The 13,698-nt window shown below is 69.0% G+C and carries 13 protein-coding genes; 4 read left to right on the plus strand and 9 right to left on the minus strand.

Annotated features, from left to right (window positions below):
• Positions 1 to 10: 10 nt before the first annotated feature.
• Together ppdK and CAP40_RS18550 are read left to right on the plus strand one after the other, a co-directional pair.
• Entirely contained in the window at positions 11 to 2,674 is a 2,664-nt protein-coding gene (gene ppdK / locus CAP40_RS18545; RefSeq protein ID WP_086131048.1) for a pyruvate, phosphate dikinase, read from the plus strand.
• On the plus strand, positions 2,674 to 3,183 hold the full coding sequence (locus CAP40_RS18550) for a hypothetical protein (protein ID WP_086131049.1): 510 nt from the start codon (positions 2,674 to 2,676) through the stop codon (positions 3,181 to 3,183). The genes ppdK and CAP40_RS18550 overlap by 1 nt, the downstream gene beginning before the upstream one ends.
• Here the strand turns inward: CAP40_RS18550 and CAP40_RS18555 are convergent.
• From CAP40_RS18555 to CAP40_RS18595, 9 genes are all read right to left on the minus strand, one after another.
• Complete coding sequence (locus CAP40_RS18555; protein ID WP_086131050.1) at positions 3,180 to 3,695, minus strand: hypothetical protein; 516 nt, start codon at positions 3,693 to 3,695, stop codon at positions 3,180 to 3,182. The two genes, CAP40_RS18550 and CAP40_RS18555, sit on opposite strands and share 4 nt — an antisense overlap.
• An 11-nt stretch (positions 3,696 to 3,706) precedes the next feature.
• Positions 3,707 to 4,252 carry a hypothetical protein gene (locus tag CAP40_RS18560; RefSeq protein ID WP_086131051.1) on the minus strand — a complete coding sequence of 182 codons (546 nt, stop codon included), beginning with the start codon at positions 4,250 to 4,252 and terminating at the stop codon, positions 3,707 to 3,709.
• 66 nt (positions 4,253 to 4,318) lie between these two features.
• Complete coding sequence (locus CAP40_RS18565; protein ID WP_086131052.1) at positions 4,319 to 5,323, minus strand: type II secretion system F family protein; 1,005 nt, start codon at positions 5,321 to 5,323, stop codon at positions 4,319 to 4,321.
• 4 nt (positions 5,324 to 5,327) lie between these two features.
• Positions 5,328 to 6,308, minus strand: coding sequence for a type II secretion system F family protein (locus tag CAP40_RS18570; RefSeq protein WP_086131053.1), 981 nt, complete (start codon positions 6,306 to 6,308; stop codon positions 5,328 to 5,330).
• Between the two features lie 51 nt (positions 6,309 to 6,359).
• A complete protein-coding gene (locus CAP40_RS18575) occupies positions 6,360 to 7,652 on the minus strand; it encodes a pilus assembly protein CpaE (RefSeq protein WP_086131054.1) in 1,293 nt (430 codons plus the stop codon).
• The gene (locus CAP40_RS18580) at positions 7,649 to 8,272 is read right to left on the minus strand and encodes a CpaD family pilus assembly lipoprotein (RefSeq protein WP_256924368.1); all 624 of its coding nucleotides are present in this window, start codon (positions 8,270 to 8,272) and stop codon (positions 7,649 to 7,651) included. Before CAP40_RS18580 ends, CAP40_RS18575 begins: the two co-directional genes overlap by 4 nt.
• A gap of 28 nt (positions 8,273 to 8,300) precedes the next feature.
• The gene (locus CAP40_RS18585) at positions 8,301 to 10,025 is read right to left on the minus strand and encodes a type II and III secretion system protein family protein (RefSeq protein WP_086131056.1); all 1,725 of its coding nucleotides are present in this window, start codon (positions 10,023 to 10,025) and stop codon (positions 8,301 to 8,303) included.
• Between the two features lies 1 nt (position 10,026).
• Positions 10,027 to 11,058, minus strand: a complete 1,032-nt coding sequence (gene cpaB, locus CAP40_RS18590) for a Flp pilus assembly protein CpaB (protein WP_086131057.1) — start codon at positions 11,056 to 11,058, stop codon at positions 10,027 to 10,029.
• A 60-nt stretch (positions 11,059 to 11,118) separates the two neighbouring features.
• Positions 11,119 to 11,592 (minus strand): prepilin peptidase, encoded by a 474-nt coding sequence (locus tag CAP40_RS18595; protein WP_086131058.1) that lies wholly within the window; start codon positions 11,590 to 11,592, stop codon positions 11,119 to 11,121.
• A gap of 49 nt (positions 11,593 to 11,641) precedes the next feature.
• Between CAP40_RS18595 and CAP40_RS18600 the strand changes: the two genes are divergently transcribed.
• Positions 11,642 to 12,586 carry an alpha/beta fold hydrolase gene (locus tag CAP40_RS18600; protein WP_086131059.1) on the plus strand — a complete coding sequence of 315 codons (945 nt, stop codon included), beginning with the start codon at positions 11,642 to 11,644 and terminating at the stop codon, positions 12,584 to 12,586.
• Positions 12,586 to 13,665, plus strand: a complete 1,080-nt coding sequence (locus CAP40_RS18605) for an FAD-binding oxidoreductase (protein WP_086131060.1) — start codon at positions 12,586 to 12,588, stop codon at positions 13,663 to 13,665. The genes CAP40_RS18600 and CAP40_RS18605 overlap by 1 nt, the downstream gene beginning before the upstream one ends.
• Positions 13,666 to 13,698: the final 33 nt, after the last annotated feature.

Consider the following 13,698-nt stretch of genomic DNA (forward strand, 5'->3'; position numbering starts at 1 on the left):
AGGGCTTTGCATGACGCAATATGTGTACCGCTTCGGCGGGGGTGTGTCGGACGGGGGCGAGGGCGACAAGAACCTGCTCGGCGGCAAGGGCGCCAATCTCGACGGCATGGCTTCGATCGGCCTGCCGGTGCCTCCCGGCTTCACGATCAGCACGCCGATGTGCGCGGTCTATTACGATCAGGGCGGCATCTTCCCCGATGGCGTGAAGGCCGAAGTCGCGAACGGCATCGCCCACATCGAGGCGATCACCGGCAAGAAGTTCGGGGACGCCGGCGATCCGCTGCTGGTCTCGGTCCGCTCGGGCGCGCGCGCATCGATGCCCGGCATGATGGACACGGTGCTCAACCTTGGCCTCAACGACACCACGGTCGTCGGCCTCGCCGCGATCAGCGGTGACGAGCGTTTCGCCTGGGACAGCTATCGCCGCTTCATCCAGATGTATTCGGACGTGGTGCTCGAACTCGATCATGGCCGCTTCGAGGAAGCGCTGGAGATCGCCAAGGAGGATCGCGGCTACAGCCTCGACACCGAGCTGAGCGCCAGGGACTGGCAGGCGCTGGTCGCCGAGTACAAGGCGCTGGTGCAGGAGCTGTGGGGCAAGCCCTTCCCGCAGGACGTGCACGACCAGCTCTGGGGCGCGATCGGCGCGGTGTTCGGCTCGTGGCAGTCCGAACGCGCCAAGGTCTATCGCCGGCTCAACGACATTCCGGGCGACTGGGGCACGGCGGTCAACGTCCAGGCGATGGTGTTCGGCAACATGGGCGACACCTCGGCGACCGGCGTGGCCTTCACCCGCGATCCCTCGACCGGCGAAAACGCGTACTATGGCGAGTTCCTGATCAACGCCCAGGGCGAGGACGTCGTCGCCGGCATCCGCACGCCGCAATATCTGACCCGGGCCGCCCGCGAGAAGGCGGGCGCCAGGCCCGCCTCGATGGAAGAGGCGATGCCCGAGGTCTATGCGCAGCTCGCGGCCGTCTTCGAGACGCTCGAGAAGCATTACCGCGACATGCAGGACATCGAGTTCACCGTCGAGCGCGGCAAGCTGTGGATGCTGCAGACCCGTTCGGGCAAGCGCACCGCCAAGGCGGCGCTCAAGATCGCGGTCGACATGGCGAGCGAGGGGCTGATCACGCAGGACGAGGCGATCCTGCGCGTCGATCCGGCAGCGCTCGACCAGCTGCTCCACCCCACGCTCGATCCCGCGGCGTCGCGCGACGTGCTCACCAAGGGCCTGCCCGCCTCGCCGGGCGCGGCTTCGGGCAAGGTGGTGTTCGACGCCGATACCGCCGAGAAATGGGCCGCGGCGAACGAAGCGGTGATCCTGGTCCGGGTCGAAACCAGCCCGGAGGACATTCACGGCATGCACGCGGCGCGCGGCATCCTCACGGCGCGCGGCGGCATGACCAGCCATGCGGCGGTGGTCGCGCGCGGCATGGGCCGGCCCTGCGTCTCGGGCGCGGGCACGCTGGCGATCAACGCGCGCGAGAAGCTGTTCCGCGTCGGCACCCGCGAAGTGCGCGAAGGCGATCTCGTCACGATCGACGGCGCGACCGGCGAAGTGATGCTGGGCGCCGTGCCCACCGTGCAGCCCGAGCTGGCCGGCGATTTCGGCACGCTGATGGTCTGGGCCGATGCCAAGCGCCGGCTGAAGGTGCGCACCAATGCCGAGACGCCGCTCGATTGCCGCACCGCGCGCGATTTCGGGGCCGAGGGCATCGGCCTGTGCCGCACCGAGCACATGTTCTTCGAGCAGTCGCGCATCACCGCGGTGCGCGAGATGATCCTGGCGGCCGACGAAGCCGGGCGCCGCGCCGCGCTCGACAAGCTGCTGCCCGAACAGCGCAGCGATTTCGTCGAGATCTTCGAGGTGATGGCGGGGTTGCCCTGCACGATCCGCCTGCTCGATCCGCCGCTCCACGAATTCCTGCCGCACGAGGAGGCGGAGTTCGCCGAAGTGGCAGCCGCGGCGGGCCTCGACGTCGAGACGCTCAAGCGCCGCGCGGCCGAGCTGCACGAATTCAACCCGATGCTCGGCCATCGCGGCTGCCGCCTGGGGGTGACCTACCCCGAGATCTACGAGATGCAGGCGCGCGCGATCTTCGAGGCGGCGTGCATCGTCGCCGAGAATAGCGGCGAGGCGCCGATCCCGGAGGTGATGATCCCGCTGGTTGCCACCAGGCGCGAGCTGGAACTCATGAAGGCAGTGGTCGACCGTGCCGCGCGCGACGTGTTCGCCGAGCAGGATCGCACCATCGACTATCTGGTGGGCACGATGATCGAGCTGCCGCGCGCGGCGTTGCGCGCGGGCGAGATCGCCGAAGTCGGCGCCTTCTTCTCCTTCGGCACCAACGACCTGACCCAGACCACGCTCGGCGTCTCGCGCGATGACGCGGCCAAGTTCCTCACCACCTATGTGGAGAAGGGCATCTACGCCAAGGACCCGTTCGTGAGCCTGGATGTCGAGGGCGTGGGCGAGCTGATCGCGATCGCCGCCGAGCGTGGCCGCGCCACGCGTCCGGACATCAAGCTCGGCATCTGCGGCGAGCATGGCGGCGATCCGGCCAGCATCGCGTTCTGCGAGGAGACCCGGCTCGATTACGTCTCGGCCTCGCCCTATCGCGTGCCGATCGCCCGGCTGGCGGCGGCGCAGGCGGCGCTGCGCAAGGCCTGATGCTCGCGGTTGCGCTGCTGCTGGCGCAGGCAGACCCGGCGGAAGCACTCCGCCAGGAACTGCTCGCCGCCGGTAGCGCGACCGCGGTGCTCCAGCGCCGTTGCGCCGTTCCGATCCGCGCCGAGGTGGATCGGGCGGAGCGGAAATCGCCCACCGCCGAGCAGCGCGCGCATCTGGAGGTCGGTCCCGACGAGCCCGTCGCCTATCGCAGCGTCGTCCTGAGATGCGGCGCGGCGGCGCTGTCGATCGCGGAGAACTGGTATGTTCCCGCGCGGCTCACCCCTGAAATGAACGCCGCGCTGGCCGGTGACGCGCCCTTCGGCGCGGTGATCCGTCCGCTGGCGCCCAGCCGCCGCACCCTCGGTATAGCCACCCGGCGCGAGGATGCATCGGTCGCCCCCGATGTCGTGCGGCAAAGGGCGATCGTGCTGGACGGGCAGGGCCGGCCGCTGGCCGAGGTGGTCGAGAATTACACGCCCGCGCTGCTCGGCCTGCCCGTGCGGCGCTAGGGGGAGCCGAACTTCTCCGCATGCGCGCGCTCGTTGCCGGCGCGCAGCAGGGCGGCCTGCTCGCGCCAGCCCTGCCCGGCGATCGTGCCGGGCGCGACCTCCAGCCGCTGTTCCAGCGCGGCCTCGTCATCGGGCGCCATCTTCTCGATCTCGCGATAGGTCTTGATGCCCAGCTCGTTGAGCCGCTTCTCGCGCGCTTCGTCGATGCCCTTGATCCGTGCGAGATTGTCCCGGCCCCAGCCGAACCAGCCGCGCCAGCCGGCGCCGGGCGCGTCCTCCACCACGGGAGCGGGCGCCGGCGCCTGCTTGCGCGCCGCCCCCAGTTCGGCCTGGAGCGCACGGATGCGCTCCTCGGCCTCGTCACGATAGCGGGCGTGCTCCAGTTCCTCGTCCTGGTAGCGCTCGCGCCACTTTGCGCCGCCGGAGCGGCTGGCAAGACCGAGGAACCAGCCGCCGACCAGAGTCAGTCCCAGTGCCGCGAACTGAGTCGCGGTCTCGAACGGAAGCGCCATCGTCCGCGGTCCTAGTGCGCGTGCTCGGGATGCGAGGGCTCGGCCTCCGCCGCCGGCACCTCATGCGCCGGCTCTGCGGGGGCGAGGTCCGCAGCAGCCGCCGCCTCGACGGGAGTGGCTTCGACATGCGCCGCTTCCACGGGCGCGGTCTCGGCAGGCACAGGCTCCGGCGCGGGTTCGGCATGTGCCTCCGCCGCATGGGTGACGGCAGCTCCGGCGACCGCGCCGACGGCCGCCGCCGCGGCCATGGTGGCGGTCGAATGGCCCTCGGGCTCGGCGACGGGGGCCGGAGCGGGAGCGGGAGCGGCAACGGGAGCGGGCGGGGCGGCCCTCAGCCGGGCATTCTCGGCCTCGAGATCGCGGATACGGCGGGCGGCGTCGCGCAGGTCGCTCTCCGCGCGGTCGCGATAGCCGGCATTCTCGGTCTCCGCTTCCTCGAGTCGTTCGCGCCATTTGCGGCCGCCGCTGTGGCTGGCGAGCCCCAGGAACCAGCCGGCGATCAGCGTAAGACCCAAGCCCGCGACCTGCGTGATCGTCTGGAACGGCAAATCATGCATCGAGTCGACCTCCCCTTAGTCCGGCGGGAAGCTATCCCGCCCGGGAAGGCCGCGCCACCGGAAAGGTTAGGGGCCCTTCGAGATCAGCGCGTCGTTGATCGAGCAGGCAGCGGGCCCGAGGATCACGACGAACAGCACCGGCAGGATGAACAGGATCAGCGGCACGGTCATGATCGCGGGCAGGCGCGCGGCCTTTTCCTCGGCGCGCATCATGCGCTCGTTGCGGAACTCGGCCGAGAGCACGCGCAGCGCCGACGCGAGCGGCGTGCCGTATTTCTCGGTCTGGATCATGGTGGTGACCACGCCGCGGATCGAATCCAGGTCGATGCGCTCGGCGAGGTTCTCGAAGGCCTGGCGCCGATCGGTGAGGAAGCCCAGCTCGATCGCGGTGAGCTGGAATTCCTCGCCCAGCTCGGGATAGGCCTTGCCCAGTTCCTTGGCGACGCGGTGGAAGGCGGCGTCGACGGTGAGTCCCGCTTCGGCACAGATCACCAGCAGGTCGAGCGCGTCGGGCAGGCCCTTGCGGATCGCCGCGCTGCGCTTCTGGATCTTGTTCTTGAGATAGAGATCCGGGAACTTGTAGGCGAGGATGAAGCTGCCGGCGACCAGGCCATAGGCCTTGATCGGGCTCCAGTCCGCGAACATCGTGGTGCCATAGACCAGATAGAGCACCGGCCCGCCGATCACGATCGGCAGCACCAGGCGGCCGAAGATCACCGCCACCGCGAATTCCTTGCGGCGGATGCCGGCCTGGAGCAGCTTGGTCTGCGCCTGCTTGACCTGGCTGTCCTGCAGCACCTTCATCGAGGAGAGCAGCGAGCGGATGCGGTCGGTGGTCTCGTTCTTCTGGACGAGCTTGGCGCGGCGCTTGGACGTGGAGGCGGTGATGCCCGCCTTCAGCTGCTCGCGGCGTTCGTTCAGCGACTTCACGCGCTTCGCCATCGGGTCGCGCACGGTGGTGGCGGCATAGATCGCCAGCAGCACCGCGAAGGCGGCGACGGCCGACAGGATCGTCGCCACCCAGATGACGTCGACGCCGAGCAGCGTGGGGCCGGAGGGAGGAGGGTTCATGCCGCTAGATCTCGAAATTGACCATCTTGGCCATGATGAAGGCGCCGATGCCCATCCAGAGCAGGCCGCCGCCGCCGGCGATCATCAGGCGCTGGTCGGCGAAGAAATTGGCCATGTAGTTGTTGTTGATGAACCAGACGAGCGCGAAGACGATGAAGGGCAGCGCGCCGACGATCAGCGCCGATGCCTTGGATTCCGACGACATCGCCTTGATCTTCAGCTTCATCTGCGCGCGCTTGCGCAGCACGTCGGCCAGGTTGGCCAGCGTCTCGGCCAGGTTGCCGCCGGTCTCGCGCTGGATCTGGATGGTGATGGTGAAGAACTGGAATTCGGGCGTGCCGAGCCGGTCCGCGGTTTCCTGGAGCGCGGTGTCGAGCGACTTGCCGATCTTCATCTTGTCGCTCACCGCGCGGAACTCCTCGCCGACCGGCCCGTCGACTTCCTGGCCGACCACGCCGATCGTCTCGGTGATCGGCAGGCCCGAGCGCAGGCCGCGCACGAGCAGTTCGATCGCATCGGGAAACTTGGCGGTGAACCGGGCGACGCGGCGCTTGATGAAGAAGCCGACCACGAAGTGCGGCAGGCCGACGCCCAGGAACAGGCCGACGCCCAGCCCCAGCAGGATCGGCAGGCCCTGGAGCATGATCAGCCCGGCGGGCACCAGGGTGAGCCCGGCGCTGACCATCATGTACTGGCCGAGCGTCCAGGGCTTGCCGGTCATGCTGAGTCGCTTCTGGAGCAGCGCCGGATTGGGAAGGAAGCGCGCGGCGGTGACGTCCATGCGCGTGGCGCGAGCGGCGGCGACTCGGCGCATCTGCGCTTCCATCGCATTGGCGCCGACGGCGCTCACCACATGGCGCTCGCGCATCGATTTGACGCGGCGCGCGCCCGCTCGCTCGGCCGAGGGGCCCGAAAAGGCGAGCACCATCAGCGCGAGCACCACGAAGGTGCCTCCAGCGAGCATCAATACCGGCAGCATGTCCACGCCGCACCAACTCCGCTTGCGTAACCCTTGCGCAGCCTAGCCGCGCAATGGTTACTTCTTTGCCTTTGCCGGCATCTTCGCCTTGAACTTGTCGAGCAGCGAGCCGCCGCCCTTGGGCTTGTCGCCCTTGCCCTTCGCCTTGCCCGGGGCGGCTTCGTCCGCGCCCGAATCGGCGATGCCGGCGATGCGCTGGGCGAGGTCGGCGAGCGGGGCGATGCCCTTGTTGCCCTTGCCCACTTCGGCGAGCGGCTTGCCCAGCTTGGCCGATTGCGAGGCGAGCTTGGCATCGAAGGGCAGCATGAAATCGATCTTGCGCTCGATCGAGCCCTCGAAGTCCTTGCGGCTGATCTCGAGCACCGCCGCCTGCTGGATCTTGTTGGCGACCACGATCACCTGGGTCTGTGGCGCGTTCGACTTGAACCAGCTCAGGATGCGGATCGCATCGCGCGCGGACGCCAGCGTCAGCTCGGTCGCCAGCACGGCCACCTGCACATCGGTGATCAGGTGCGGATGGTTGACCAGCATCGAGCGCGGCAAGTCGACGATCGTGCACTCGAATGCGGTGCGGATCTCTTCCTGCAGCTGATAGAAGGCCGCGCCGTCGGTCATGATCGGCGAGTGGATCGGCGCTTCGGCACTGAGCACGGCCAGGCGGTCCGAAGCGCGGACCATCGCGCGTTCGATGAACAGCCCGTCGATGCGGCTCGGATTCTCGATCGCGTCGGTCAGGCCGCGGCCGGGCTCGAGGTCGAGCGCGAGGGCGCCGGTGCCGAAATGCACGTCGAGGTCGAGCAGCGCCGTGCTGCGGCCCAGCCGCTCGCCCATCAGCCAGGCGAGCGAGGTAGCGAGCGTGGAGGCGCCGGCGCCGCCGCGCGTGCCGATCACCGCCACCGCGCAATGCGGCCGATCGGTGCCGGTCTCGGCCAGCTTGGGCGCGTTGAGCGCGGCCTGCGCCTGGGCGAAGGCGTCGCGCAGCGCATCCGGGTTCAGCGGCTTGAGCAGATAGTCGTGGATGCCGCTCGCGACGAGGTCGCGATACAGGCGCACGTCGTTCACCTGGCCCGACGCGATAACGATCGTGCCCGGCTCGCAGACCTCGGCGAGCGCGTTGATGTCGTTGAGCGGATCGCCGCTCTCGGAGAGGTCGACGAACAGGATGTTCGGGCTCGCCGAGACCGACAGGGTCTGCACCGCGTTGCGCAGGCCGCCCTTGTTGACCTTCTCCGGCGACCAGCCGAGCTCGACGGCGATCGGGCGCAGGATCTCCGCCGTCGTCTCGTCGCAGACGAACGCAACGAACGGATCGCGATGCCCGGTGCGGGCGGGATTGAAAGGCGCGTTCACTTGGGGCTCCCCGAACCGGCGTCGACCTTGCCGCCGCTGCCCGAAGGCACCGCCGCGCGCAGCGCGCCGATGGCCTTGGACGCGGTGATCGGATCGGCCGTGGGCGAGCCCGCGGCGCCGCGGACGAGATCGGCCGGATCCGCGATCATCGCGGCGAGATTGCTGTTGCTCGCACAGCCAAAGTTGGAGCTGGTGCTCGCCTCGAACGTATATTCCGCGGGGCGCGAATTGTCGGGGCAGCCCGGCACATTGGCGGCCATCCGGGTGACGACCACGCGGATCGTGCCCGGCGCGATCTGGCCGGTGGTGACGGGTGCGCGATCGGCAAGGATCAGGCCGTAGCGGCCGGCCTCGGCGGCGATTTCCGTGCGGCCGGTGGTGCCGGCGGCGCCGTCGTCGATCGCGACACGGTCGCCGTAGCGAAGGTTCATCGCCGACATCCAGCCGGCCAGGCGCTGGCTCTCGCCCGGCGCCAGCGAATAGCCGGTCGTCTGCAGGTCGAGCACATAGTCGCTGCGCTGGACGATCGGCTGATGGATCGATTCCACGCCGCCATTATAGGTGCCGCAGCCGGCGAGCAGCAGCGCCGGGACGAGCAGGGGAGTGAAGCGCGGAAGCACGGGCGATCTCCTCGTCAGTCGCATCGGGTCAGAAGCCGAAGCCGGGGGCCGCGGAGCCGCCCTTCTTCTGCTTGCGGTTGGGTTGCGGGGCGGGCGCCATCTGGACCGGCGCGGTCGCCTGGCCGGCCGGGGCAGGCGAATAGGCGCCCACCGAAGGCTGGCCGTCCGCCGGCGCCATGCTCGGCTTGGGGCGCTCGCCATTCTTGTCGCGGCTGGAAAGGGCGCCCATGAAGACGCGGTCGAAATCGTTCGGCGCCTTGTAGCCGTCGGTCGGCAGGACGATCTGGTTGGCGTTGACCGGCTTCACCAGATAGGGGGTGATCACGATCACCAGCTCGGTCTCGTTGCGCTGGAAACCGTTCGAGCGGAACAGCGCGCCCAGGATCGGCACGTCGCCCAGGCCCGGCGTCTTGGTGATCGTGTTGTTCTGCGAATTCTGCAGCAGCCCGCCCACCACCATGCTTTCGCCCGAGCCGAGCTCGACGGTGGTCTCGCTGCGGCGCGTGCTGAGCGCGGGGATGGTGACGCCGTTCAACTGCACCGCGCCGGCCGAAGTCAGCTGCGACACTTCGGGGCGCACGCGCAGCGAAATGCGGCCATCGGCCAGCACCGTCGGCGTGAAGGCCAGGCTGATGCCATACTGCTTGTATTCCACCGTGGTGGTGCCCAGGCCCTGCGCGACCGGGATCGGGATCTCGCCGCCGGCGAGGAAGTTCGCGGTCTCGCCCGAAAGCGCGGTGAGGTTTGGATTGGCGAGCGTGGTAACCTGGCCGATCGTTTCGCCGAGGTCGATCGCCGAGAGCACGTCGAGGCCGAACAGCTTGCCGGCCAGGCCCATGGTGGCGTTGTCCGAGCCGCGGGTGATGTCGGCCAGGCCGGTGGCGCGCGGATTGACGAACCGGCCCGTCGAGGGGTCGTAGGCGCCGGTGATGGTGACGCCGTTCTGCGTCATCGTCGCGGTCGGATATTTGGCGAGGTCGGCCGCCGAGAACGAGCCCGGGCTGCGGCCCTGGGCCAGGCCGAACTGGAAGCCCCCGGTCGAGTCCTTGGTGGAAAAATTAACGCCGATGTTCTTGACGAAGCTGCGGCTCACCTCGGCGAACTTCACCTGCAGCTGCACCTGCAGCGGCGTGGCGGTCCGCAGGCGGTTGATCACCGCGATCTTCACCTGCGCATTGGGGTCGTTGACGTTGACGCCCGGATTGAGCAGCCCGGTCACCAGGCGCTGCGCCTGCTCGCTGTCCTGCGGCGACTTCACCGTGCCGTTGAGCACCGCGATCTGGCCGACCGTGGTCACCTGGACGTCCGCATCGGGCATGGCGACCTTCACCATGCGGTCGATCGACGTGATGTTCTGCGCCACGCGGACATTGGTGGAGAAGACCACCGCGCCCGAGGCGCTGGTCGCGAACACCGTCGCCTCGCCGAACTCCTTGCCGAACAGATGGATCTGGCGCGGATTGTTCACATAGATGTCGGCGACGGAAGGATTGGAAGTCCAGACGTTGGCGACGGTGGCGGGAAGGGTGATCAACTCGCCCTGGCCGGTCGAGAGCAGGATCTCGCCGCTCGGCCGCTGCGTGCCCGGCGGCAGGTTGGCGACGCCCACATTGGCGCGGGCCGGCGCATTGGTGCGGGCCGGGTGGGGCCGCTTGGACTTGGCAGCCTGGGCGAAGCCGGTCGCCGGCGTACCGACCAGCGCGGTCGACACGATCGCGGCGAGCGAGCGCTTCAGGAGAAGCTTGCGAGTCATTTCAGTTCTTGCCCCCCAGAGCAACGGCGGTCTCGGCATTGCCGCGAACGACGGTCACGACCGGGCCGCGCGGAGTCGCGGCGCCGGGAAAGCTTTGGCCGGGCGTGGGCGTGGCGCCGGGCGCAGCAGCCGTGCCCATGTCGTGCGCCTTGGTCGGCACGGTGCTGCGCTGGAAGCGCGACACGTCGGCGCCGGTGGCGAAGGTGGTCGCGCCGTCCTGCGGCGCGCGCGCCACCTTGGCGATCATTTCCTTTTCCTTCTTCGGATCGCTCGGCACTTCGACATCGCCGTTCGCGATCGCGTCCTCGAGCTCGCCCTGGTTGTCGGCGATCGAGCGCAGCGAGAGCGAGAGCGTGCCGATGGTCTGCGCCACCGCGATCTTCTCGGCGATCTTGGGCGTCGCCTCGACCGTGACGGTCGAATAGGTGTTGACGATCGTGTTGCCCTTGTCGTCGGTCTGCTTGTCGGTCTTCTGGTCGGTGGCGAGCACGCGCAGGTTGCGCAGCACCGTCTCCGAGGCCTTGAGCGCCGGGCCGTCGCCGCCGCCGCTCACCGACTGGGTGAGGATCAGGTCGATGCGGTCGCCCGGGAAGACGAAGCCCGCGACCGCGCTCTGGGTCGAGACGGGCACGGTCACCGCGCGCATGCCGGCGCCGAGCGCGGCGGCGAGGAAGCCGCGGTCGCCGGGCTTCACCAGCGCGCCCTGGGTCACCGGCTGGCCGGCGGGAATCGGGAAGCGCACAACGGTGCCGACCAGCTTGGCCGGATCCGATTCGCTGCGCACATAATAGGCGCCCTCGACCAGTTCCTTGGGCCAGGGCCGGAATTCGAGCGACTGGGCATCGAGGATGGTGCCCACCGGCAACTCGCGCTTGGCGACGAGCACCTCGGTGGTGTTCTGCGGCTGGACGGCCGCGGGCACGGCACCGGCCTGGGGCGCGGGCGCGCCGCTCATCAGGTTGCGCGCCATGAACGCGGTGATGGCCGCCACGACGAGCGCGCCGACGAGCAGGATCAGCTTGCGTGCATCCATTTCGCTATTCCCAAGCCTTCTCAAAAGCGCCGGCGTATGTGGTTGCGCCAGCGTTAAACATCACCCGAACTGGTTAAAAATCGGTTCGCGAAGAACCAGCAGCGCGGCGATCGCGATGGCGACGCCATAGGGGATCTCCAGGGGCCCCCCCGCGTCGCGGCGCAGCCGCTTCTCGATCACCATCAGGAGCGTGAGCCCGCCGCCGATCAGCGACATGAGCACGAGCATCCACACCAGCGGCTGCACCGGCAGCCACAGCGCGAGCGCCCCGATCATCTTCACGTCGCCGCCGCCCATCTGCCCCAGCGCGAAGGCGCCGAGGAAGAAGGCGAAGACGAGCGCGGCGACGCCGGCCTGCATCGCCACGTCCGGCCACAGCGCCAGGCCGTTCGCCCACCACCAGAGCGGTGCCAGCAATGCGATGGCGGCATTCTTCCAGTTGGCGATCTCGCGTGTGCGCGCATCCTGGATGCCCGCCGAGACGAGCAGCAGCGCAAGTGCTACGAGCAGCAAAGTGACGAACACATCCCCCATGTCGCCAAAGTCCTAGACGGGACGGCTTATCAAAACGTAACCAAGCCCCATGCGTGAAAACCCGGATATCCGCCGCACCATCCCCGTTGGAGCCAAGGTCCATCACTGGACGGCCCCCGACGGCTGGCAGCTGCGCGCCTTCGCCTGGCCCGCCGAGACCTCCACGCCGCGCGGATCGATCCTGTTCCAGGGCGGCCGGGGCGACATCTTCGAGAAGTATCTCGAGGCCTTCCACCATTGGCACGACCAGGGCTGGACGATCACGTCGTTCGACTGGCGGGGCCAGGGCGGCTCGGGCCGGCTGACCGCCGCGGCCGATTGCGGCGACATCGACAGCTTCGACAGCTTCATCGCCGACCTGCGCGCCTTTTACGCGGACTGGGAGGCGGCGACGCCCGGCCCGCATGTGGTGATGGGCCATTCGATGGGCGGCCACCTGGTGCTGCGCGGGCTGGTCGACGGCGCGATCCGCCCCGATGCCGCGGTGATCGTCGCGCCGATGCTCGGCGTGAAGAGCGCGCTGGGCCCCTTTGCCGAGCGGGCTGCGCGCATCCTGGGCGGCGTGGGCGACAGCACCCGGCCCGCCTGGAAGAGCAACGAGAAGCCCTATACCACCGAGACTCGCGCCAACCTGCTCACCCATGATCCCGATCGCTATGCCGACGAGATCTGGTGGCAGCAGCACGATCCCGCGATCGTCACCGGCCCGCCGAGCTGGCGCTGGCTGATCCAGGCATTCAAGTCGATGCGCGAACTGGCGGGCAATCCGAAGCTTCGGAAGATGCCGGTGCCCGTGCTCGCCCTGGTCGCCAAGGCGGACGGGCTGGTCGATGCGAAGGCTGCGCTCCGGATCGTGCCGAAGCTCCCCGACGCCCGCATCGTCAGCTTCGGCAAGGAAAGCGCACACGAGATCCTGCGCGAGGAAGACAGGGTCCGCAACCGCGCGATCGGCGAGATCGACCTTTTCCTCGCCGCCCGCGCCCAGCGGCGCTGATGGCCCATGACATAGCGATCGTGGGTGCCGGCATTGCCGGTGCCAGCCTCGCGGCCGAGCTCGCGCCGCATGCGCGCGTGCTGCTGCTCGAGGCCGAGGAGCGCGCCGGTTATCACGCCACCGGTCGCTCGGCCGCCTTCTGGTCCGAAAGCTATGGCGGGCCCGCCGTCCAGCCGCTCACCACTGCCTCGGGCCCGATGCTCGCGAAATATCTGGAGCCGATGGGCTCGGTCCATGTCGGTCGGGCGGACGAGGCCGGGGCGATCGCGGCGTTCCTCGCCGAGTTCGAGGGCACGGGGGTGGAACTGCGTTCGGTCGATCCGCGGGCGATGATCCCGGGCCTGCGCCCCGAATGGACGCTCGGCGTGTTCGAGCCGAGCTGCGAATATATCGATGTCGGCGGCCTGCACGGCGCCATGCTCGCCGCGGCGAAGCGGGCGGGAGCGGAATTGCGGACGCTTGCCGGGCTCCTCTCCGCGCGGCGCGAGGGCGGCACGTGGAAGCTCGATACCCGGGCCGGCACCTTCGAGGCTGCCATTCTCGTCGATGCCGCCGGCGCCTGGGCCGATCCGGTGGCGGAGATGGCCGGGGCAAGGCCGCTCGGCATCCGGCCCTATCGCCGCACGATCATGCAGCTGAAGACCGATCCCGCGCCCGTGCCCGGCAGCCCGATGGTCGCGCATATCGGCGGCAGCTTCTATTGGAAGCCGGAGGCGGGCGGCCGCATCTGGCTGAGCCCGCACGACGAGATCGCGACGCCGCCCTGCGACGCCCAGCCGGAGGATATCGACGTCGCCACGGCGATCGACCGGTTCGAGCATGTCGTCGACTGGCAGGTGGAGAAGCTCGAGCACAAATGGGCCGGCCTCAGGACCTTCGCTCCCGATCGCCTGCCGGTCTATGGCTTCGACGCGGCGGTGCCGGGCTTTTTCTGGTGCGCCGGCCAGGGCGGCTTCGGCATCCAGACCGCGCCGGCCGCCGCCAGGCTCGCTTCGGCGCTGCTGCTCGGCGGCGCACCCGATCCTCTGGTCGCGGCTATTGACCCGGACCCCTATTCGCCTGCACGTTTCGGCAGCTAACCTGGGTTAGCCGTTCTAGTTCGGGAGAAAGCC

Source organism: Sphingomonas sp. IBVSS2 (genome assembly GCF_002127225.1).
Lineage (GTDB): Bacteria > Pseudomonadota > Alphaproteobacteria > Sphingomonadales > Sphingomonadaceae > Sphingomonas.

What these genes read in the sequence shown, in the direction of transcription:
- cpaB (WP_086131057.1), bottom strand. Translation starts at nt 11,058, where the DNA reads ATGGATGCACGCAAGCTGATCCTGCTCGTCGGCGCGCTCGTCGTGGCG.
- CAP40_RS18550 (WP_086131049.1), top strand. Translation starts at nt 2,674, where the DNA reads ATGCTCGCGGTTGCGCTGCTGCTGGCGCAGGCAGACCCGGCGGAAGCA.
- CAP40_RS18560 (WP_086131051.1), bottom strand. Translation starts at nt 4,252, where the DNA reads ATGCATGATTTGCCGTTCCAGACGATCACGCAGGTCGCGGGCTTGGGT.
- CAP40_RS18605 (WP_086131060.1), top strand. Translation starts at nt 12,586, where the DNA reads ATGGCCCATGACATAGCGATCGTGGGTGCCGGCATTGCCGGTGCCAGC.
- CAP40_RS18600 (WP_086131059.1), top strand. Translation starts at nt 11,642, where the DNA reads ATGCGTGAAAACCCGGATATCCGCCGCACCATCCCCGTTGGAGCCAAG.
- CAP40_RS18585 (WP_086131056.1), bottom strand. Translation starts at nt 10,025, where the DNA reads ATGACTCGCAAGCTTCTCCTGAAGCGCTCGCTCGCCGCGATCGTGTCG.
- CAP40_RS18555 (WP_086131050.1), bottom strand. Translation starts at nt 3,695, where the DNA reads ATGGCGCTTCCGTTCGAGACCGCGACTCAGTTCGCGGCACTGGGACTG.
- CAP40_RS18565 (WP_086131052.1), bottom strand. Translation starts at nt 5,323, where the DNA reads ATGAACCCTCCTCCCTCCGGCCCCACGCTGCTCGGCGTCGACGTCATC.
- CAP40_RS18595 (WP_086131058.1), bottom strand. Translation starts at nt 11,592, where the DNA reads ATGGGGGATGTGTTCGTCACTTTGCTGCTCGTAGCACTTGCGCTGCTG.
- ppdK (WP_086131048.1), top strand. Translation starts at nt 11, where the DNA reads ATGACGCAATATGTGTACCGCTTCGGCGGGGGTGTGTCGGACGGGGGC.